Source organism: Mucilaginibacter angelicae, assembly GCF_042434235.1.
GTDB classification, from domain to species: Bacteria; Bacteroidota; Bacteroidia; order Sphingobacteriales; family Sphingobacteriaceae; genus Mucilaginibacter; species Mucilaginibacter angelicae.
Genome location: NZ_JBHLTS010000018.1, coordinates 127,822 through 149,337 on the forward strand (window position 1 = coordinate 127,822; position 21,516 = coordinate 149,337).

Annotated in this window: 17 protein-coding genes; 10 read left to right on the forward strand and 7 right to left on the reverse strand. The window is 43.3% G+C overall.

The window, feature by feature from the left end:
* Positions 1–5 precede the first annotated feature (5 nt).
* On the reverse strand, positions 6–575 hold the full coding sequence (locus tag ACFFGT_RS06855; protein ID WP_377021772.1) for a Crp/Fnr family transcriptional regulator: 570 nt from the start codon (positions 573–575) through the stop codon (positions 6–8).
* Between the two features lie 86 nt (positions 576–661).
* On the opposite strand from ACFFGT_RS06855, the gene ACFFGT_RS06860 reads away from it, so the two are divergent.
* Positions 662–1,498: an isocitrate lyase/PEP mutase family protein gene (locus ACFFGT_RS06860; RefSeq protein WP_377021773.1), complete on the forward strand. Its 837-nt coding sequence runs from the start codon at positions 662–664 to the stop codon at positions 1,496–1,498.
* 261 nt (positions 1,499–1,759) lie between these two features.
* Positions 1,760–3,004, forward strand: a complete 1,245-nt coding sequence (gene fabF / locus ACFFGT_RS06865; protein WP_377021774.1) for a beta-ketoacyl-ACP synthase II — start codon at positions 1,760–1,762, stop codon at positions 3,002–3,004.
* Between the two features lie 57 nt (positions 3,005–3,061).
* On the opposite strand, the gene ACFFGT_RS06870 is transcribed toward fabF, so the two are convergent.
* Together ACFFGT_RS06870 and ACFFGT_RS06875 are read right to left on the reverse strand one after the other, a co-directional pair.
* Positions 3,062–4,741 carry a patatin-like phospholipase family protein gene (locus ACFFGT_RS06870; protein ID WP_377021775.1) on the reverse strand — a complete coding sequence of 560 codons (1,680 nt, stop codon included), beginning with the start codon at positions 4,739–4,741 and terminating at the stop codon, positions 3,062–3,064.
* Positions 4,742–4,834: 93 nt separating this feature from the next.
* Complete coding sequence (locus tag ACFFGT_RS06875; protein ID WP_377021776.1) at positions 4,835–5,008, reverse strand: hypothetical protein; 174 nt, start codon at positions 5,006–5,008, stop codon at positions 4,835–4,837.
* Between the two features lie 131 nt (positions 5,009–5,139).
* Between ACFFGT_RS06875 and ACFFGT_RS06880 the strand changes: the two genes are divergently transcribed.
* The gene (locus ACFFGT_RS06880; RefSeq protein WP_377021777.1) at positions 5,140–5,526 is read left to right on the forward strand and encodes a VOC family protein; all 387 of its coding nucleotides are present in this window, start codon (positions 5,140–5,142) and stop codon (positions 5,524–5,526) included.
* Here the strand turns inward: ACFFGT_RS06880 and ACFFGT_RS06885 are convergent.
* Both ACFFGT_RS06885 and ACFFGT_RS06890 read right to left on the reverse strand, forming a co-directional pair.
* Positions 5,517–6,701: a GAF domain-containing sensor histidine kinase gene (locus ACFFGT_RS06885; RefSeq protein ID WP_377021778.1), complete on the reverse strand. Its 1,185-nt coding sequence runs from the start codon at positions 6,699–6,701 to the stop codon at positions 5,517–5,519. The genes ACFFGT_RS06880 and ACFFGT_RS06885 overlap by 10 nt on opposite strands.
* 173 nt (positions 6,702–6,874) lie before the next feature.
* Complete coding sequence (locus ACFFGT_RS06890; protein ID WP_377021779.1) at positions 6,875–8,692, reverse strand: PAS domain-containing sensor histidine kinase; 1,818 nt, start codon at positions 8,690–8,692, stop codon at positions 6,875–6,877.
* Between the two features lie 297 nt (positions 8,693–8,989).
* Here ACFFGT_RS06890 and ACFFGT_RS06895 point away from each other — a divergent pair, with 297 nt between their 5' ends.
* The 7 genes from ACFFGT_RS06895 to ACFFGT_RS06925 all read left to right on the forward strand — a co-directional run bounded on the left by ACFFGT_RS06895 (position 8,990) and on the right by ACFFGT_RS06925 (position 16,779).
* Positions 8,990–9,457 carry a nuclear transport factor 2 family protein gene (locus ACFFGT_RS06895; protein WP_377021780.1) on the forward strand — a complete coding sequence of 156 codons (468 nt, stop codon included), beginning with the start codon at positions 8,990–8,992 and terminating at the stop codon, positions 9,455–9,457.
* A gap of 122 nt (positions 9,458–9,579) precedes the next feature.
* Positions 9,580–12,534 carry a ligand-binding sensor domain-containing protein gene (locus tag ACFFGT_RS06900; protein WP_377021781.1) on the forward strand — a complete coding sequence of 985 codons (2,955 nt, stop codon included), beginning with the start codon at positions 9,580–9,582 and terminating at the stop codon, positions 12,532–12,534.
* Between the two features lie 2 nt (positions 12,535–12,536).
* Positions 12,537–13,163: a response regulator transcription factor gene (locus tag ACFFGT_RS06905; protein WP_377021782.1), complete on the forward strand. Its 627-nt coding sequence runs from the start codon at positions 12,537–12,539 to the stop codon at positions 13,161–13,163.
* Positions 13,164–13,408: 245 nt separating this feature from the next.
* The gene (locus ACFFGT_RS06910) at positions 13,409–14,533 is read left to right on the forward strand and encodes a S1 family peptidase (protein WP_377021783.1); all 1,125 of its coding nucleotides are present in this window, start codon (positions 13,409–13,411) and stop codon (positions 14,531–14,533) included.
* Positions 14,534–14,965: 432 nt separating this feature from the next.
* Entirely contained in the window at positions 14,966–15,328 is a 363-nt protein-coding gene (locus ACFFGT_RS06915) for a VOC family protein (protein WP_377021784.1), read from the forward strand.
* 14 nt (positions 15,329–15,342) lie between these two features.
* Positions 15,343–16,209, forward strand: a complete 867-nt coding sequence (locus ACFFGT_RS06920; protein ID WP_377021785.1) for a helix-turn-helix transcriptional regulator — start codon at positions 15,343–15,345, stop codon at positions 16,207–16,209.
* 393 nt (positions 16,210–16,602) lie between these two features.
* The gene (locus ACFFGT_RS06925; protein ID WP_377021786.1) at positions 16,603–16,779 is read left to right on the forward strand and encodes a hypothetical protein; all 177 of its coding nucleotides are present in this window, start codon (positions 16,603–16,605) and stop codon (positions 16,777–16,779) included.
* Between the two features lie 81 nt (positions 16,780–16,860).
* Here the strand turns inward: ACFFGT_RS06925 and ACFFGT_RS06930 are convergent, their stop codons facing one another.
* Positions 16,861–18,939, reverse strand: a complete 2,079-nt coding sequence (locus ACFFGT_RS06930; protein WP_377021787.1) for an alpha-amylase family protein — start codon at positions 18,937–18,939, stop codon at positions 16,861–16,863.
* Positions 18,940–19,030: 91 nt separating this feature from the next.
* Positions 19,031–21,376: a glycoside hydrolase family 95 protein gene (locus tag ACFFGT_RS06935; RefSeq protein ID WP_377021788.1), complete on the reverse strand. Its 2,346-nt coding sequence runs from the start codon at positions 21,374–21,376 to the stop codon at positions 19,031–19,033.
* Between the last annotated feature and the right edge of the window lie 140 nt (positions 21,377–21,516).

The window sequence follows — 21,516 nt, forward strand, 5'->3', positions numbered from 1 at the left end:
GTGTTTTACTTTACCACCGCGTTGCGGATGCGGCTTAATGAAACCGAGGTAATACCGAGGTAGGAGGCTATGTAATGCTGCGGGATGCGCTTGATGATCTGCGGCTTTTCTTTAACGAGATTAAGGTAACGTTCTTTGGGCGTATGCTTAATGAACGACATGAAATGCTGCATATAATTAAGCTGCCTGTTTAACGTAATATCAATCAACTGCTCACGAAGTTCGGGAATGGCATATATTTCGTTCTGCAGGTTGAGCCAGTCTTTTTTATGGATCCAGTATAAAACGCAGGACTCGATGGTTTCGATGGAGTATAAACTGGGGGTACCGCGGCGGAAGCTTTCGATGGATGATACCGCCTCATTTTCAAAAAAGAACTGGAAGGTTACATCTTTTCCTTTATTGTTAAACCAGGCCCTGATGCAGCCCTGCTCAATGATATAAGCTTTTTTTGAAACATCTCCCTCGTTCAATAAAATGGTTTTGGCAGGTACTTCAATGCGATGGTAAAGCATGGCATACTTGTCCCAAAGCTGGTTAAATTGCGGAAACTGTTTGTTATAAAGCTGAAACATCAGCGTGAATTTAATTACTTATTGCTGAAATAGGTAAACCGCTTTTTATTTAATTTCGGGTATTATCTATCTGTATTCAAATGAGCATGAACAATAATAATCCCCAATATCAAAAAGCCGAAGTTTTCAAAGCGCTGCATGAACGCGATGGCCTGTTTATTATCCCTAACCCCTGGGATGCGGGCTCGGCTAAAATTTTAACAGGATTAGGCTTTGAAGCTTTTACCACTACAAGCGCCGGGCTGGCTTACGCACTGGGCCGACCGGATGGGCATGCTTTGATCAGTCGCGATGAAACGCTTGATAATGCCCGCGCCATCATTAATGCTACGCATTTACCGGTAGCTGCCGATCTGGAGAATGGATTTGGTGATACCCCCGAAATTTGTGCCGAAACTATTTTGGCAGCAGTAGGAGCAGGCCTGGTTGGCGGTTCAATAGAGGATGCTACGGGTAACGAAAATGATCCTATTTACAATTTCGCCCTTTCGGTAGAAAGGGTTAAAGCAGCCGTTGAAGCAGCGCGGAGCCTGCCGTTCCATTTTACGCTGACTGCCCGGGCTGAAAATATGATCCACGGAAAAATAGACCTGCAGGATACAATCAAACGGCTTGTTGCTTATGCGGATGCAGGTGCCGATGTGCTTTTTGCACCCGGACTTAAAACAAGGGAACAAATAAGCGAAGTAGTTAAAGCCGTTGCTCCTAAACCTGTAAATATTGTGCTTGGCGCGGCAGGTTTTGATATCAGCTTTAATGAACTTGCGGATTTGGGCGTAAAAAGGGTTAGCCTTGGTTCGGCTTTGGCAAGGGCTGCTTTAGGTGCTTTTCAGAGGGCCGCCGTTGAGCTTAGCCAGGGTGGTTATAGTTTTGTGGATGATGCTGTGCCTTATTCGGAACTGAATAAGATTTTTGGGCATTGATTTCTTTGTAAAGAACAATTAAAACGCGTCATTGCGAGGCACGAAGCAATCCCCGATTAGCAGAGACGCTATGCAAATCTCCCTGTAAAGTTTGGGATTGCTTCGTGCCTCGCAATGACGAGGTGGAGATATTTATAAACCGCCGCTTGTCATCGTTGCCATAACTTCGTAATATTTACCTCAAGCCTATCTTATCACAACCATTTTCAAAATACCAATTGGTATATATTTATATATTTGCGCCGATTTAATAAAACCATCATGTTAAACAGAGTTGTTATTACTGGTATGGGCGCTTTGACGCCGCTTGGAAATGATGTTAAAACCTTTTGGCAAAATATCGTTGCCGGTAAAAGCGGTGCTGCCACCATTACCCGTTTTGATGCGTCCTTATTTCGCACACAATTTGCCTGCGAATTGAAAGGCTTCAGCGCAGCCGATCATCTGGATAAGGCTGAATTAAAACGTACTGATACTTTTACCCAATATGCACTTGTAGCATCTGATGAGGCTATCCGCGATTCGGGTTTCGATTTTAATAAAATGGACCCCTTTGATGTTGGCGTGATCTGGGGAAGCGGACAAGGCGGTATGGAAACTTTTGAAGAGCAGGTAACCGAATATGCCAAAGGCAATGGACAACCTCGCTTCAGCCCGTTTTTTGTGCCGAAGTTTATTTCCAACATGGCTTCGGGCATGATCTCTATCCGCAACGGTTTTATGGGGATCAATTATACCACGGTTTCGGCCTGTGCAACCTCCAACACGGCTATCATGGATGCTTTTAATTACATCCGTTTAGGGAAAGCTAAAATCATCATTACCGGTGGTTCGGAAGCGCCTATTACACCGGCTTCTATCGGTGGTTTTAGTTCAATGAAAGCTATGTCGGCCCGCAATAATGATCCTCAGCATGCCTCAAGGCCATTTGATATCGATCGTGATGGTTTTGTTATGGGCGAAGGCGCCGGTGCTTTGATATTAGAAGATTATGACCATGCCGTTAGCCGTGGTGCACATATTTATGCCGAGGTAACCGGGGCTGCCATGACTGCCGATGCTTACCACATGACCGCCACCCATCCCGAAGGACTTGGTGCAGCCCGTGCCATGCAGCAGGCATTAAATGAATCGGGTTTAGTTATTGACGACGTTGACTACCTGAACATGCACGCTACCTCAACACCTGTTGGCGACCTTTCAGAGATCAACGCCCTGCTTGCAGTGAGCAAAAACAGAAAAATAGATACCATCATAGGCTCAACCAAATCAATGACCGGTCACCTGCTTGGTGCCGCCGGCGCTATTGAAGCCATTGTTGCCATAAAATCAATTCAGGATCAGGTGATCCCGCCAACCATTAACACAACTGTTCTTGATCCGGCTATTCCCGATACATTAAAATTTGTATTGAGCGATGCTATCGACCACAAAGTAAAAGTCGCCATGAGCAATACTTTTGGTTTCGGTGGGCATAACGGGATAGTGGTATTCAAGGCGCTGTAAAGCAGTTGAAGACTTACGAAGTTTTTAAAACTTCGTAAGTCTGGATTGTACAACAACCTATGGTAACAGTTTCCAGGTTTTAAGTTCGCCTTTTATCACCACCATAATTTTATTGGTTACCATTTTATTCAGGATCACTTTTGCACCTATCCACAGCAAACTTTTGGTAAGCCATCCCAAATCTGCTACATTAAGCATAATGGTTTGGATGCGGTTTTTCAAGCCATCACTAAAGCGGTCGATATCCTGTTCTTTGATGGTAGGCCAGTTGTTGCCCGAACTGAACTTAATGTCAGGGAACTTAATCTCCTCTTCAAACACCGGGATGATCTGGTAACTATCGTTTTGGGTTGATTTAAATTTGGTTTTACTAAGATCAATATTAGCATAACCATCTTTAAAAATTGGGTTGGTTGTAAGCGCTTTGGCAGGTACGGTAAAATAATCGCGCAAAAAGATCTTGCAGTTATGACGGCCTAAAAAGTAATCATGTACCCTGAACTCCTTGTTCAGGAAGCCGCTAAATCCGCTCAGCGCACCACAGGCAATCGCTTGTTCACCCGTAAGATCGGTTGATTTACCATCCGGCGTATCCACCCTGCGAGATGGGGTGATCAGGTATTGGCCTGCGCAATCCGCATCCATGGCGTCTTTAATGTTAACGGCCTTTGAGCGCATTTGCGATAGCATGGACGACAGCGTTAAACCGATCACGTTTGATACAGCTCTTGATTGTGAAATAGGTGTTGGTGCCTGGGTAGGGAAGGGCTCGATCATCAATACGGTCGAAACAAACTTGTTATAGTTATTGTAATCAACATCAGGCTGACCGGTAAGGTCATCCAGAACACTCCTTACCTTATCAAAAGGTTCGTTATTGATCATACCGCCGTCAACATTCAGGGTTTGATAACCGCCTGCAGCAACAGGGCTATTGGCTAAGTAGTTGCTTAGCCATGGGTTATTGTTAACATATTGAGCATCACGCTTAACTATCCTTGATTGCAAACCAACCGGAAAGGCACCGGTAGCCATGGCAGCATCGGCGGCTATATCAGTATTAACTTTATTTTTCAGATCGAGCGGCATCCAGCCATTGTTATGCCCGGTGATGGCGTTTTCGGTAAGTTCAAAACATGCATAGTCATTATGAATACGCATGTTATACTTGGTACGCTCGGGCGATGCTGCATTGAAGGGAACATTATACGCGTAGCCCTGCAGGTTGGTAAGCGTGGTAAAGATCTTTAAACCAGGTTTAATGTATGCAGGCAGGGGCTGCCATTGTTTTGGATCGGCACTAACTACACGTTTGGCAACATCATTAATAAAATCAGAGTTAAGGGCCGATATTACGCCTGAAGCTTTAATATCGCTGGTATCCAGCATTTTTGTGAACATATCGGCCTGGATCAGGTCAACCCATGAGTGGTAAAGCTTATTTTCGGGATGCTCGGCTAAAATATCTCCCGATGGCTTATCAATATGAGTTATGGGGTTATTAAGCGAAGATGCCGCCATGATACTGGTCATGCCGCCTGCCGACGCGCCGCCCATTACCGGGATCTGTACCCTGTGCGATGGAACGCCGGGTTCATTACGCCGCTTGTCCCACTCGGCTAATGCCTGTAACAGGTAGTCAATAACGCCTGCTGTATAGGCCCCGGCAGATACTGCGCCGGCCATACAAAGTCCTACATAAAATACTTGCTGATCTGATGTTTTATCTGCTGCCATGAGATAGATATTAGGTTTGGTTGCTAAATGTAAAAAACGGATATCAAAAAATAATGCGTGAAACTACGTGAGTTGGTAGCGGGTTTTACCCAATTACATAGCTTTTTCGGCTTTTTGCGGCTTAGGGTGTTCCCTGGATTTAAGTTCGCGGTTAATGATCTGCCGTTCAAAGCCTTTTTTATCTTTAAGGTTGGTTTTAACTATCCATATCATTAATACTATTAACAGGGTTATTACAGTGCCTACTATGAAATAATTGATTTGCATGTTTTTATATTTGGCTGACTAAATTTACCCCGTCAGTATTAATTGGCGATTAAATTTAAGTGTGAAATAAAACATGTCTGTCGACCCTTGTTTTGGGATAAGAAAAGGTTTCAATAAAAAACAATGACACTATGCAGAGCCATGTAACTGCCATTACACTTGCTGTTAAAGATCTTGCTGCGATCAAGGCATTTTATACCGGAAAATTCGGATGGCAAACCCTTGCCGAAAATGAAAAGGTAGTAATGTTAAAGCTTGATAATTTGGTGCTCACCCTGTGCAATGAATTGCTTTTTGCACAATACACAAATATAAGCAATAATGCCGGGAGTAAGCCTTTTTATCTCACCATAAACCTGGCTTCAAAGGCTAAGGTTGATGAAAGAATAACCCAATTAAAACAGGAAGGTGTACAAATAATGAAAATGCCGGCTGAAACATTTTGGGGTGGCTACAGTGGCTTTATTGCCGATCCGGAAGGCAATTGCTGGGAAATGTGTTATAACCCCTACGCCTGAAACTGAAAAGTAAAACGCGTTTCTTCGGGTGTTGATATTACAGAAATTGTGCCTCCGTGAGCTTTCGCTATCTCTGATGAAATGTACAAGCCGAGACCTAAACCCTGCTGACCGGGCTTAACCTCACCGCGCGAAAACGGCTGAAATAATCGTTCCATTGCTGCCACCGGGATCTGTTCGCCGGAGTTGGCTACCGAGAGTATAAACCTATTGCCCGCATTGCTTGCATGTACATGAACAGGTGCACCTTTTTCACCATGAACAAGGGCGTTCGAGAGCAGGTTGGAGAATAGCTGAGCTATCCTTGTGCCATCGCAAAATACAGGCCCGGTAATATCAAAATCAATATTGATCTCCCGTTCCGGTGATGCCAGGTGCAATTCGGAAATTACATGGCTAAGTGTTTTTTCGAGATGCTCATTATGCTTTAAGGCAAGCGTGATACCATCACCAAGACGGCCGCGCGCAAAATCAAGCAGGTTATCTATCAGGCCTTTCATACGCATGGATGAATCCTGCAGGATGGCGGCGAGGCGTTTAAGCCGGTCATCAAGCGGCATCCGCATCATCAGCTGACCAACGTTTGATACGGCTGTAACAGGGTTGCGCAGATCGTGCCCCAAAATAGCTATGAACTGTTCACGAAGCTCAGCAGTTTGTTGCTCTTCTAAAAGTTTTCCCTCGGTAAAGGCAAGCTGTTCAATTGCCTGTAAATGAAAGGAGATCAGATCGGCATAAAGCTTAAACATATTGATAACCTCAGGGGTATTAAGCCTGGCCGGGTTAGGGTCAATAGCACAAAGCGTACCAAAAAAAGTACCATCTTTACGGATGATAGGCATCGAAATATAACTCTGAAAGCCATACATCAAAGGCGTATGATGATTACGAAAGTTATCATCCTTTTCAACATGATCAATGATAACAGCCTCCTGGTTTTGCCTTATTTCATGACAAATGGTGGATTCAACCTGTAACTCGCCACCCGGTACCAGTCCAAATTGAATATTATCCAGTACGGCGCAGGCTATCCATTTTTTTTCGGTAACGCGGGCAACAGCTGCAAAGCCCATCCCGGTGGTGCGGCAAATTACCTCCAGTATTGAACTTATTACGGGGATCTGGTTTATTGCTTCCAGATCGGCCTGGAGATTAAGGTCTAAAGTGCCTGCCATTTGGGGTCTTAAATTCGGGGATTGTGTTTAAAAATACGAATATTACTAACACAAAATGGATGTATTTGTTGAATTAAGAATAATTTAACTGTTTAGGTTAAATTATTGCCTAAGGATTAAAAAAAACTGTTTTCGGCCTATGTTAATAAAAGGTAAGTATAAAAATCAACATTTTAATTTAACGGTATTGTAAACCAAAAGGTGCTGCCCTTGCCAACTTCGCTTTCAACACCCATTTCGCCGCCATGCCGCTCAATAATTTCGGAACTGATGTATAAGCCAAGCCCGAGGCCTGAGTATTGAATACCGGAGGAATCAACCCTGTAGTAACGTTCAAATAAATGCGGGATGTTTTCTTTCGGGATCCCCTTGCCAAAATCCTGCACCGATACTTTGGCCATATCATCCTCTTTACTTATGTCAATGACTATCCGGTTACTGTCGGGAGCATATTTAACCGCATTGTTTACAAAGTTAACAACAACCTGGTCAATACGTTGCCTGTCGGCATACAGCTCAAGTTCGGTGTTGCCCGTAAGCTCCAGTTCATGTGTGCCTGCAAGCCGTACATGGTCGCAGCATTCATTGATCATTTGAGCTGCCGAAAAACGGGTTTTATGGAGCGAAAGCTGCCCCGCAGTTATTTTTGAAACGTTAAGCAAGCTATCAACCAATAGCTGCATTTTGTTGAGGCTGCTGTTGCCGCGACTAATAAACTGGGGAATTTTATCAGATGAAGGATCAACCTTGATCAGCCTGTCCAGCAATTGCATAGATGCTTTGATCGATGTCATTGGTGTTTTAAGCTCATGGCTGGCCACACTTATAAAATCGTCTTTTTGTTGCTGCAGGTGTTTAAATTCGGTAATATCAAGCAATGTGCCCAGGATGCGCAATGGTTTGTTTATGGATCCATAATAAACCTTGCCCTGTACCCGGATCCAGCGTAGCGTACCGTTGGGCCAGATGATCCTTGCTTCGTAAAAGAGCTTCCCGCTGGTAAGCGCAGTTTTATGAGCGTTATTGCGCAATTCCAGATCATCAGGATGGAGTGCTTCTACAAATAAATTGCGGGGCACGTCGCGCCCAACTCCGAAAATAATGTTAAACCTTTCGGATGTGAGGATCTCATCGGTGAGCAAGTCGAGATCAAAAGTGCCTATTTCTGCGGCTTCAACGGCGAGCCTGGCGCGCTCTTCTGCTTCTTCAATTTTTCGCCTGGCAAAAAATTTTTCAGTTACATCAATTGCAATAACCATGATGGCGCTGATCTCTCCGTCAAAGCCCCTAACCGGCTCATAAACAAAATCAATAAATACCATTTCGGGTATGCCATTACGTACAAGCAATAATTTATGTTCTTTGGCAGTGATTGGCAAACCGGTTTCAATAACGTTGTCCATTACAGGAGCGTATAATTCGGCTGCTTCGGGTATGGCATCCCAGACTACCTGGTTTTCCATTTCTGCACGTTGGCGGCCAACAAGCTCAAGGTATGAGTCATTAACAACTTCTATTACCAGGTTATCACTATTAATAATGCAGATACCAACAGGAGCTTGTTTCACCATGTTATACAAGGTGTGCCTGCTCTCTTCCATGGCCTGGCGGGCATGCTCAATTTCGGTAACATCGGTTGAGAAGCAGATAACGCCTACTATTTTACCGCGCGTGTTACGCACAGCCTGAAATGTAAACTTGAAATAATTGATTTGCCGTTTGCCGTCAATTATAAATTCGGCCGGTTCATTGTTGCCATAGTAGGTTTCGCCGGTATGGTATACTTCGCTAATTTGCGTGCTAAAGGGCTGGCCCTTAAGTTCGGGCAGTGCCTCATCAAAAGGTTTTCCAATTACCGACTTGTCTTTTCCCCATGCTTTCAAGGTGGCGTCGTTGGCAATGGCTATGAGCTTGTCTTCGCCCATACACATATACACGGGAAAAGGCGAGGCCTCAACAATGCTTCGGAAAAAATTTTCAGTAGGTTCCAAGTTGCAGTAGTAGTTTTATTCGGTAAACGATGCTCTCAAAAATAAAGATATTTTCGTACAGATTTAAATATCTGCCATAGGTTCTGATATTGTTTATTGATAATTAAAGAATTATCCGCATCGGGTTTCAGATTAATTGCAGATCTGCCAGAAATGTGCGAAAAACGGCCTTGATAGGTGAAAAACACCTGCTTGCTATTTGGGTAGCTGTGAACGGCCCCAACTCCTTTGCTTAGGTGTGATAGGCATATTTTTTTAATCAAAGCCTGCCCACATTTGATCAAAAAAATATCACAAATGAAAAATAAATTTTTATTGGCATGTATAGTAGGATTATTATCAGCCAGCACCATGTACGGCCGTCCGGTCACCGAAACAGGATACACCAGCGTGATCCGCGATTTCATTGACAGCCACATGACCACCAACTTTAAAAAGCTAAAATCAATAATGAGCGATAATTCAGTATTAAAAATACCCCGCGGCGAAAAGGTACTTATACAGGAAAAAGACGACCTGGTAAGCATGATGAAAAAGGATGCCGGCACACAGCAAAATTGCCAGTCGAACTACGAAGTGCTTGCCAAAAGCGACGCCATGGTAATTGCCCGGGTTGATTTTAACTACGAAAACTGTATACAGCATGATTACCTGATCATCGAAAAAAATGATAAACAGGACTGGAAAATTACCCAGGTATGTAAAATGTTTGAGGATATAAAAACACCTTTAACCAACGATAATTCTGTAGTAGCCAAAAACTAAATTTTACTTCCTTAACTGATAATAATTAATCACCCTATTGGGGTGATTTTTTTTATTTTAATTAGCTTTAATTTAACTTTTTAATTGTACCCCCATACAGGTAATTTAAATTACGTTTTTAATTGAATAAGCTATCGCGTTTCCCCATTTTTCTGCTTTTGTGTTCCCTGGTTTGTATGGTGTTGTTTACAGGCCAGGCCTACGCACAGAAATACATTTTTGCGCATTATGATATTGAGGATGGGCTTATCCAGTCGCAAATAAACAAGCTGTCAATGGATACCGACCATCGTCTGTGGATTGGCACCTTTGGCGGGGCCTGCCGGTTTGATGGCAAGGATTTTACTGCATATACCCGCCTGACCGGCTTGCCGGATAACTACGTTTCAACTATTTTTTCGGATAAAGGGGGCTGCACCTGGTTTGGTACAATGAACGGGCTGGCAAGGCTTTATAACGGGCGTATTATCAGGTACAAACCGGATATACCCGTGAAGCGTTATTTTGTGGGTAATATAACCCAGGATGGTGAGGGTACAATATGGGTTACATCGGCCGGGAGCCTGTTCAGGGTCAAAAATGATAAGATGCAGCATGTACCCATTAATGATGATGCCGAAGTTTTTGTTACCGGTTTGGCTGTTAACAGTTCAGGTATTTTATATGCAGCTGTGTATAAAAAAGGCATCTACCGCCTCAAAGGGCAAAAATGGGAACAGGTAATTGATATCCCTGCACAGTATGATGAGCAAATTGTAAAAAAGATCTTTTTTGACCGTTTTGATAAGAGCAAAACCTATATTTTAACAAAGGCAGGTTTGTTATGTGCCAGGGATGGTATGGCCAAACCGCTTGCTAACGTTGCCGGAAAAATAAAAGGCCAGCTGTTGTGTATTGAGCAGGATGCTGAAGCCAACATCTGGCTGGGTACTGATAACGGCGCTTATTGTATTATGGGCGATGAGGTGATCCACTATAACTCGTCAAACGGACTAACCGATAACTCTATTCCTGATATTTATTTTGATGCCGATAAAAACCTGTGGCTGGGTAGTCTTGGCAATGGCCTTTACCGCTGTGAAGGTGACAGGTATACTGTTTTTGACCGCACACAGGGAATCCCCGAATCAAAAATTGTAATGTCGGTAACGGAGGATTGGAACAAAAATGTTTTAATGGGGATTGACGGGGCAGGCCTTTTGCGTTATGACGGAAAAAAAGCCAGTGAAGTACCCGTGCCCACCGGCTCGCCATATTTAAAGGGAGTACAGTGTTTATATACCGATAAAAATGGCACCGTTTGGATTGGTACAGGCCAAACCGGTTTATGGCAATATGATAAAAACGGTTTCAGACAGGTAAAAAACAGCTCATCTTTTGCCTATAACTTTATTACTGCCGATGATAGCGGCGCCATATGGCTGGCTACATCTATGGGCTGTTTCTATTATCAAAACGGCGAATTGAAACAGGTGGAGGGCATTCCCTCATATTCGGCTTCAATGCTTGGCCTCGGGGGCGATTCTGTTTTAATAGGCACCCAAAATGGTGTTATGCTGGCCGTAAGTAAAAAGATAGTCCCCGGCTTTAAACTCAAATCATTCCCGGCTACGGCAGTTTATAGCATGATCCGTTATCATGACCTGCTGTTGGTAGGTACCGACGATAGCGGTTTATACACCTGGGATATGACCACCGGGGCAACTAATATTTACAATGTTGATGACGGCCTCAAGGCCAATAGCATTTACAGCCTTGCGGCCGATGAGCGCGGCAGGCTTTGGATGGGTACCGGCCGCGGAATTAACCGGATGCAATACGATCCCGCAAAGAAAACTTTTTGGGTAATTGATAACATTGGCTCAAAAGAACCGGTAGTGGAAGCCAACCAAAATGCTATCATGCACCGTGGCCGCCAGGTTTGGATAAGCACTACCAAAGCTGTTATGGTATATAATACCATGACTAAAATGGTAGCCTCACCGCCGCCGCATGTGTTTATCAAATCGGTACAGCTCATGAAAGAAGATGGTGAAAAACGCTCTTCAATTGACCTTAATGACTGGGCCGAGCTTAAACATAACCAAAATCATTTGTCGATATCTTTCCTGGGTGTTTACCTAAAAAATCCCGATGCGGTAACTTATCAATATAAACTGGTTGGGCTGGATAGCGCATTTAGTTCGCCCATGCGTAATAATGTGGTTAATTATCCTTCGCTGCCGCCGGGTACATATACTTTCAAAGTAAAAGCTATCAGCCCGGACGGGCAGGTATCACCACAGATGGCCAGTTTCAGTTTCGTGATCATTCCTCCCTTTTATCAAACGTTTTACTTCAGGTTGCTGGCTATTATATTGTTGGTGTTGCTCGGTTTCGGGGTGCAAAATTTAGTGCATCAACGTAAAATAAAACGGCAAAAGGCTATTGAGGCCATGAAGCGGGAAGAGAAGTTAAAGATCCGTCAGCAAACAGCCGAAGATTTTCATGACGATCTGGGTAACAAATTAACCCGTATCACCGTCTTATCAGAGATACTGAACGCCAAAATAGATAAAGAGCAGGCAGATCAGCGCGGAATTGTTGATCAGATCAAGCAAAACGCGGCATCATTATACAACGGTACAAAGGATATCCTTTGGGCGCTTGACCCTAAAAGTGATAACCTTTACGAAACCCTGAACCACATCCGTGAGATAGGGATAGAGGTTTTTCATGATGTGCCGGTTGATTTTGAGTTTGCTGCCGTTGATGAGGATATCCAGCTGATAAAACTGCCCATGGAGTACAGCCGCAACATTACCATGATATTTAAGGAACTGTTAAATAATATCCTTAAACATGCCGATGCCGGGCTGGTAATTTTTGAGCTTGACCAAAGCGATAAAAACGAGATAGCATTGAGGGTTACCGACGATGGAAAGGGATTTGACAGCAGTGCAGTCCATCGCGGGCGGGGGATCAATAACATTAATGCCCGCGCCAAACGGATCAATGCAACGCTGCTCATTAACTCGCATGCAGGTAAGGGTACTTCAGTAACGCTAAAGTTTAGTAAAAACCAGTTGAATAATTAAACATGGCCCGTAACATTAAAGTAAGTATTATTGAGGATGATGAAACCCTGCGCGATGGCTATGCCTTTTTAATTGGGGCTACCGAGGGTTATGATGTGATCAGCACTTACTGCTCATACGATGAGGCTGCTAAAAAAATAGCTGCCGACAGGCCCGATGTAATATTACTGGATATTGAACTGCCCGGCGTTAACGGCATTGATGCTATCCCCAAATTAAAAAAGCTGCTGCCCAATTGCTATATCCTGATCCTTACTGTTTACGAATCGGAAAAACAGATCTTTAATGCACTGGCTAATGGCGCTTCGGGCTATCTTACCAAAAATACCCCGTCAACCAAAATCATCGAATCGATAAAGGAAGTGCGGGAAGGCGGCGGCCCAATGAGCATCAACATTGCGCGCCTCGTGATCCGTTCGTTTCAAAAAAACCAGGAATCGCCGCTATCCAAACGTGAAACCCAGATCCTGGAACTCATAGGCGAAGGCAAAAGCCGCGGCCAGATAGCCAATGAATTGTTTATCGACCTGGAAACCGTTCGCAGCCACATCAAAAATATTTACCTCAAACTTGATGTAAACTCACGTGCCGATGCCATTAAACTGGCAAGGCAGAATAAGCTGATATAAATAGGTTTCTTATATTGCTTTCTTTTCATATTATCGCCTCAAAAGTGCACGGAGGAATTTTGAGTGAGCAGAATAGTTTCACTTTTAATGACGATATGGTGATACATACTGATACTTGTGCTTGTTGATTTAGTCTAAGATTAATTATTCATTTTGGGCTTTAGACACGAGGAATAATAGCTCTTAAGTTGAAAATCCAATTCTAATACTCTCGTTTTTTTGTTAGGTTTGAATAAACCGCGGTCATGTATATTACTTCTGAAGATTTTGAAAAATATCCATCTGAAACCTATGGTGTCATCAGATATTATATTGATGCTTTTCCAGGTAATCACAGCTACCCAAGGATTTTCGAAAGTGCAAAATCTTATGTCGAAAAGCGCGGAGAATTTAATCAAAATGTTCCTATAAACTATGGCTTTTATAGCGCGAGTCAAGCTTTTATTTATCTATCGACATTAGAGTCAGGTTCCTTTAACCATGTATTAGCCAGTAAGGTTATCGCTGATATGGAATATCATGAAATTTTAATTTCATATGGTGCTATAATGCTTGAAATGCTGTCGTTAGTTGGCAAGCCATTGCGGCTTGGAGACTATGGAAAACGTTTGAGTAAATGGGGAACTATCTTAATTAAGAATAAACTCATTGGTTTTTCCGAAATCGCTAAAGTTTATAGAAATTCTGTTGTGAAAATAGAGTTGGAGGTAAATGGTGAAGTTGTGGGTATTGGGACTGGATTTTGCATAACTACCCACTTGATAAGTGATGGGCAAAGAAAGATTTACATTGTTACTAATAATCATGTAGTTGAAGAAGCAACCAGACTGAATTTATATACAAATGAAGATCAGCCTATAAGACATGTAAATCAATATTTAGACCCACATAATGACATTGCTTTTTTAGAAGTCGAAGAATTTAATTTACCACCCCCGTTTTTTATATTAAAGCCTGAAATAGAGATTTTATCGGAAATTATAACTATTGGGTATCCAAGTATCCCTTTTACAAGAGATGCTTACCAGGTTGCTCATAAAGGACAAATTAATAATGAAACCTTGGAGAAGTCTTTTATAGATAATTTACAGCTTGCCCATAAAGGGGAAATTAACAGTATGGTTAAAGACTACCCTGGGAATAATTTTTTTCTAATATCCGCTAAAACGTCATCAGGAAATAGTGGTAGTCCAGTTATTAATGATGAAGGATGTGTTGTAGGAATGTTGACTCAAGAATTATTTAATCAGGACGATTACATAAAAAAAGGCAAGCCCCCATATTACGCTGCGATACCTGCTCAACAAATTATCAATTCATTTACATCACTTATAAACACTCCGGAAGTAATAACACTCCAAGTTTTTTAGTATATCCAATGCTAACCTCTTTGAGAATTTCAACGAATATTCACTGTTCTGCAAAATAACAAACACTCTTCTAACATTGATGAAAAGTTATAAGGGACATCTGGTGGTTTTGTGAATGTAAAGGCGATACAATTTTCCACGTTATTGGTGTTGTCTCCAACATTGGCGAGGGCTGATACTTACCCCCGATCCGTGTCCTCACGGATCGCCTGAGTTCAATAATAGCTCCATACCCCCAAATTCCACTAATTCACAAATCCCCCAAATAGGGGGATACTATCCCCCTTCAGGTAAGGTACCTTTGGTATGTTAAGTAGTTTTAACTGACCGGCTACTGTAAACCCGCTTCGAAAAATTATCCTGTACGCTGCCTATAGCCAACAGGTTGGTTTCCATTATTAAATCTGGTTTCTGGTTAAAAGCTACTGCAAAATGAAATTGAAATATATACCTGTGTACACAGCCGACTTTGAGGGGCAACTTAACTTTTATACTCAAAAATTAGGCTTCAGGATAACAGGTACAATGACATTTTACGAGGGCAGGGAAAGCACGGTGATCCAGTCGGATAAATTAAATGTGGCATTGCTTGTAACTAATAACGATAGCAATAGTGATAAGAGTAATATTATCATTAACACGGCCGACTGTTTGAACGATTATCATTTGCTCCGTACGGCAGGCGTGTTTTTTTGCAAATCGCCCGCTTATTTACCGGCTGGCCTGGCAGCCGAATTTTTGGACCCGGCGGGGAACAAATTTATGTTACTGGAAGAAAGAAATTATAACGAATAATAAAACATATCACAATGGACTATTCAAAAGTATTACGCAACAACAATAAGATTGTAAGCCGCACCGGCGGCCAGAGGCAGGGGCCGCAATATACTTCAGATTTAAGCCTTCGCTTTGTTTTAAGCGGTAATGAACGTTATGATATTGGCCGCAGGCATTTATCCATATACCCCGATTCGTTTCTGATCCTGAACAGGGGAACTCAATATACAACCGATACCGATCTGGGCCAGCAGGTACAATCGTTCGCCATCAATTTTGATCAGCAGTTTTTGCAGGATTTTAAGGATTGCTGGACCTTTGATGATGACAACCTGTTAAGCAAAGGCTACGGTAACGGCAAAGCACAGCCCGAATTTAACGAAACTATTTACCCGTTTGCGGGTGATATCAAATACAATGTATTTCACCTGAAGCAACACCTTGATAGTGGTATGCAGGATGAAATGCTGATCAATGAATACCTGCACCATACGCTCATCAACTATTTTCACATTTACAATGATGAGATCTGCAAAAAAGCCGAAAAACTCGACTTTTTAAACCAGGGCACCAGGATCGAGATCCTGCGCCGCCTTAACCTGGCTAAGGAGTTTCTGTATAGTAATTATAACCAGAACATTAGCCTTGAGGACCTTGCCGAACATGCTTGTCTTTCGGTTAACCATTTGCTGCGTACTTTTAAGCAGGCCTTTGGTTTAACGCCGCACCAGTTTTTGATCCAGCTGCGTTTAAAACGTTCGTTAATGCTGCTGAAGGATACCCGTTACCCTGTAAATGAAGTAGTTGGCATGGTGGGTTTTGAATGCCCAAGTTCATTCATCAGGCTGTTCCGTACGTATTATAAGATAACACCGTTAAAGTACAGGCAGTCAGCTTGATATGAATTTGTTTTAAGTGTTAAGATGGTGCTTTTCACACATGAAGCACGCTTTTAACACACTATGTTTGTAATACCAGATAGTTTTTTGTTAAGGATATTTGGTCAGTTAATAGTTAATGAAAAAGTCAGTAACGCGAGGTCACTGACTTTTTGTTTTTAAGATAAAGGTAACTCTCCAACACGTCATTGCGAGGTACGAAGCAATCCCCAATTGACAGAGAAGACATGCTAAAGTTCGCGATTGCTTCGTGCCTCGCAATGACGTTTACTGTAGTAACTGGGTGTATATGAGATTAATCAGTGCCCCAAAATATGCGAAAATCAACATTTCTGTTATGCACTGTAACATTCCCAAAAAAACATCGTCTCTTTAGTTAAAACCTACACAGCTATGAAATTTTTTACGTTACTGGCCGTTACCGGCGGATTGTTTTTTACTACACTTCAGATAGAAAAAACCAACGTTGCAAGTATAAAACACAATAAAAACAAATGCTGTATGAACGCTAAAAAATCAAAATGCCCGCTTGCATGCAAACGGGCAAAATCGGTTAAGTTAAACAGTTAAAAACGATACAGGGTTTCATCCCCTCAAAAGGCGTCCGGCAGCTAACAGGGGAATCTTGTTGCCGGCGCCTTTGCACGCCTTTTATTCGGAACCGTCAAATTTAAGTAGCGCTGCATCACCTGCTTTTACTACAACGCTGCCTTTGTTATTTACACTAAAACCTTGTAATAACGATTTCGCATTTACCGCTTTACCGGCTTCAAGACCAATCCTTTTCGGGTCAATAGCATAGGTTTTATCTTCGTTACCATAATTAAACAGGGCCAGGTAAAAGCTGTTGCCAATTTTAAGTGTAAACTGTTCGGTTGTGCCCGTTTCGGTATTTCCCTCAACCGGTCTGAAAGCTTTACCATTTTGTACAACTTTTAAAATTTCGGGATTTTGATACATGGCTTTAGCCCTGTCAGACCATTGGCCATGAGTGGAAAAATCATCGCCCGTTATAAATGTACCTGTAACAATGGCCGAAAGCATCCTGGCACGGTTAGCGCCTTCACTTTCGGTTGAGAGGACTACGTGATCGGCATCAATATAGTTGTACAGGTAAGTTTGCCACCAGCCATAGTTTACGCTGTTGAGGGTATAGCGGGTATCTTTTATAGTTTTAAAAGCATCGCAGGCAATACGCCTCATGTGTGCGTAACGTCCGGTTGCCAGGCTGGGGGAGATGGCTGCATAAACCAGCATCTGATTGTCCAGCTGATCAATCAAATGTTCCATCCCTTTTTTATAGGCCTGCATCCCGGTAGTTACCTTCGGATCATAAAAATGGCTGGATTCGGCTGCCGCATGACCCAAAAAATCGATCTTGATCATCTTAAAACCGCAGGCCTTTAATTTACCTATCACATAATCAATATGTTGTAAGGTGCCAGGATGGGTAGGGTCGGTGGCGCGGGCGCCGTCAATATCGTGGTAGCTGTTGCCAACTTTTGTCCATGTTTCACCATAGGTATAATTACTGCCTAATACCTTGCGGTCGGGGCCGCCTTTCCAGCCCCAATCGGTAAAAGGTGCCCAGTAAACGCCGGGTTGTAAGCCTTTACTTTTACAATAATCAGCAAATGATTTTAGCTTGCTGAAATCACCTTCCCATCCACCGCTGATCATATTGTCCCAAAACGAGTCGAGATCAATAAACGCGGTATTACCGTTGCGGAATGCAGGGATACTATCGGCAAAAAAGTTGGCTACTTTAATGGCTTTATCATAATTCAGTTTTTCCTGCATAACGCCCCAGCTGTTCCAGCCAACAGGAGTGGGCTTTGTCCAGTTAAAAATGTATGGCGGCTCGGCTATGCGGTTGGCTTTACTAAACTCTTCCATGCCGGTGCGCCAATCTGCAAACCGACCTACAAATACTTTGGGCGATTTAACCACATCACCGCTGATATAACCGTGAGCTATTTTATCACGGTTCACGGCCTCTTCGGTATAACCGCCCCATACCTCAAAGGTATTAGCGCTATCTTTTTTGGCGATAGTGCGCACGCCGGTTTTCCATATTTCGTGTTCAACTGAGCCAAACACTATGCCATTGCGGCTATCGTTATCAAAAATAGTCCCAACCTCGGCACTGGTATTGGTAAGCGGTGCTTTAAACGCTTTGGAATTATAACTGATGAAAGTATCGTTATCAAAAGGAACAAAGAGGGAACGGGTATCTCCGGGTACTGCTACCATATTTCCGGCTATTGGCTCCATGTAATTTGTTTTAATATTTTTACCTTCAACATAAACCTCAATTAAAAAGTAACCTTTATGTGATGGGTAGGTATAAAACACTTGTACCATGTTTGGCAAATTATTACCGGTTAGGGTAAAGGTGTGTTTTACGCCTTTGCCAAAGCCATCAGTTACCAGTGTTTTATTGTAAGAAATGTTTTTGTATGCTGTTGAAGTAATAAGTTTTCCGTTGATGCCGGCTTTACTAAAACAATTGCTAAGTACAGTTTTGCCGTTTTCGATAACAGAGAAGGTGCCGCTTTTTTGATCGTAACGGATAATACCGGCGGGGCCATATGAAAACGATACATCGCCCTGCTGGGTTTGCTGAGTAGTAATGGTTTTGGCTGATGCTGAAATAATTGCCGGCCGCCAAACGCAAAGCAAGCCGGACAACTGCACAGCAATTATAAAACGATTAAGAAATTTTTGCATGAATTTTAGGTTTATTAAATGTCTAAGTTACATTTTATTTATTGTGCACAAAGATTATTTTAAATCATAACGTTTTATTTACAAGAGCTCGTTATACTTTTTGCGCCATCACATTTTTCATCACGCCGTTTATCTTCATTTTAACCTTTCGTGGCTGGGTTGATGTAACACGATAGCTGGTGATCTTGCCATCCTGCCATTTAAAATCTACAGTAAAATTGCCTCTTACCCTTAAGCCTTTAACTTCGCCGGTTTGCTTCCAGTTAGCGGGTACGGAAGGGAGCAGTTCAATAAAACCTGCATGACTTTGGATCAGCATTTCTGCCAATGCCGCAGTGGCTCCAAAATTGCCATCGATCTGAAATGGCGGCCCGGCCGAAAGCATGTTGGGATAGATCCCGCCGCCATCGCCATAGTTCATATTAGTGGCGAGGGTAGGGTGGATTAGGTCGGTAAACAATTTGTAAGCGCGTTCACCGTCATGCAGCCTTGCCCACCACGCTATTTTGTAAGCGATGGCAAAACTCGGACCGTCATCGCCGCGGGCTTCCAGCGTTTTTTTGCTGGCTTCGGCAAGGGCCGGGGTAGCTTCAGGCGTGATGAGCGATGCCGGGTACAAGCCGTAAAGGTGCGAAATGCAACGGTGGTGCGGTTCAATTTCGGTATAATCTTCCAGCCATTCCTGGATGCGGCCATCTTTGGCTATGATACCCGCAGGCGGTAGTTTTTTGAGCTTTTCCTGCAATGTTTTACAGAATGCCTGATCCTTGCCCAGCACCTTGCCCGCAGTGATCACGTTGTTAAACAGTTCGCGAATGATCTGGTTATCGATGGTTGGGCCCATACAAATACTGGCGTGACGGCCACTGCCATCGGGCATTAAAAAGCCGTTTTCGGGCGATGAAGATGGCGAGGTTACCAGCCAGCCTGTTTTAGGATCATTAATGAGCATACTGCTGTAAAACAGCGCCGAACCTTTCAGTACCGGGTAAATATCAGCCAGGTATTTTTTATCGTTGGTAAAATCATAATGCTGCCAGAGGTTGTCGCACAGCCAGCCTGAACCTACTTTACAAATGCCCCATGAGGCTGCTTCGCCGGGCTCCGTCCAGCCCCAGATGTTGGTTATTACGTGGGCTACCCAGCCATCGGCGTTGTAATAAGCTTTAGCAGTTTTTTCGCCGTTGTTAACCATGCCTTTTACCAGCTCGGCAAGGGGCAGGTTTAATTCGGACAGGTTGGATACTTCAACCGGCCAATGGTTCATTTGCACGTTGATGTCCAGGTGGTAGTCGCCTGTCCATGGGGTGGCTATCTGGTTAGCCCAAAGGCCCTGCAGGTTGGGTGGCAACAAACCAATGCGGGTACTGCAAATACTTAGATAACGGCCAAACTGGTAATATAAAACGGGCAGGGCATTATCGGCCTTAGGGGTTTTATGAAAGTTGGCTAACCTAAGATCAGTTGGAATGGTGTCCCTGTAGTTGCCGCCCAAATTGACGGTAACCCGGTTAAACAGTTTTTGGTAATTGGTTATATGCCGTTGTTTTTCCTGGTCATATGGCTTTTTCATGGCGGCGGTTAGGATATCGGCTGCTTTTTGGTTGTAGTTAAGCTGCTTGTAATCGGTACCTGCCGATATGTAAATGATGGCTTCGGTAGCATTTTTAATCACCAGAGAGTTTGCTGTAATGCTTTGGCTGCCACCTTTTAAACTGGCTTTTACTTTGGCCAGGTAACGCATCCCTTTACCATCGATACCGTTATCCAACTGCCCGAACATTTCAAGCTGGTTGTTTTGTGCGGTTGTTGCAAAGCGTTCCGGCCTGTCCATGGTAAGACTTAGGTTTAGCTTACCGGGCTTATCTGCGGTGAGTTTAATGATACTGATATCATCGCCGAAACTGGTAAAGTACTCCCGCTTATAGGTAACACCATTAACCACATAACTGCATTTAGCTACGGCTGTATTAATTGAAAGCTCACGGTGATAATTGGTGTATTTAATGTCCTTTTGATCAGCTCCGGAATATTCAAATGCTATGTTCAGGTTGCCCATGGTTTGGTAGCAGCCATAATTTACCCCTGCCGATCCCGGGCCTTTGCAAATGAAATCCTTATCAATGATCTCCTGCGCATCGGCGTTTTTACCGGCCAGCAGCAGGGCACGGATCTGCGGGAGCTTTTTATAAGCCTCGTAATTATTGGCATCCTGCGGCGCACCCGACCATAGTGTGATATCATTAAGCGTGATTGTTTCCTTTTTAACGCCGCCATCCGGCATCATGCCCAATCTGCCATTACCGAGTGGCAGGGTTTCTTCCCACTGATTGGCCGGGCGGTTAAACCAGATCTTTAATGGTTGTGATTGTGCAATACATAAGCCGGGTATGCAAGTGGCTATAATGTTTAGCCCTATCAGGTACTTTTTAAACATAGGATCTCCTGTTTATAATGTTTAATTATAATTTCGAAAAATCCCCTCTTGAGAGGGGGCGCGGAGGAATGTGCGGCTGTAGGGGTGTGTTTCGTCGCTTTGTTAAACACACCCCCTACACCTCCCGAATTAATTTCGGG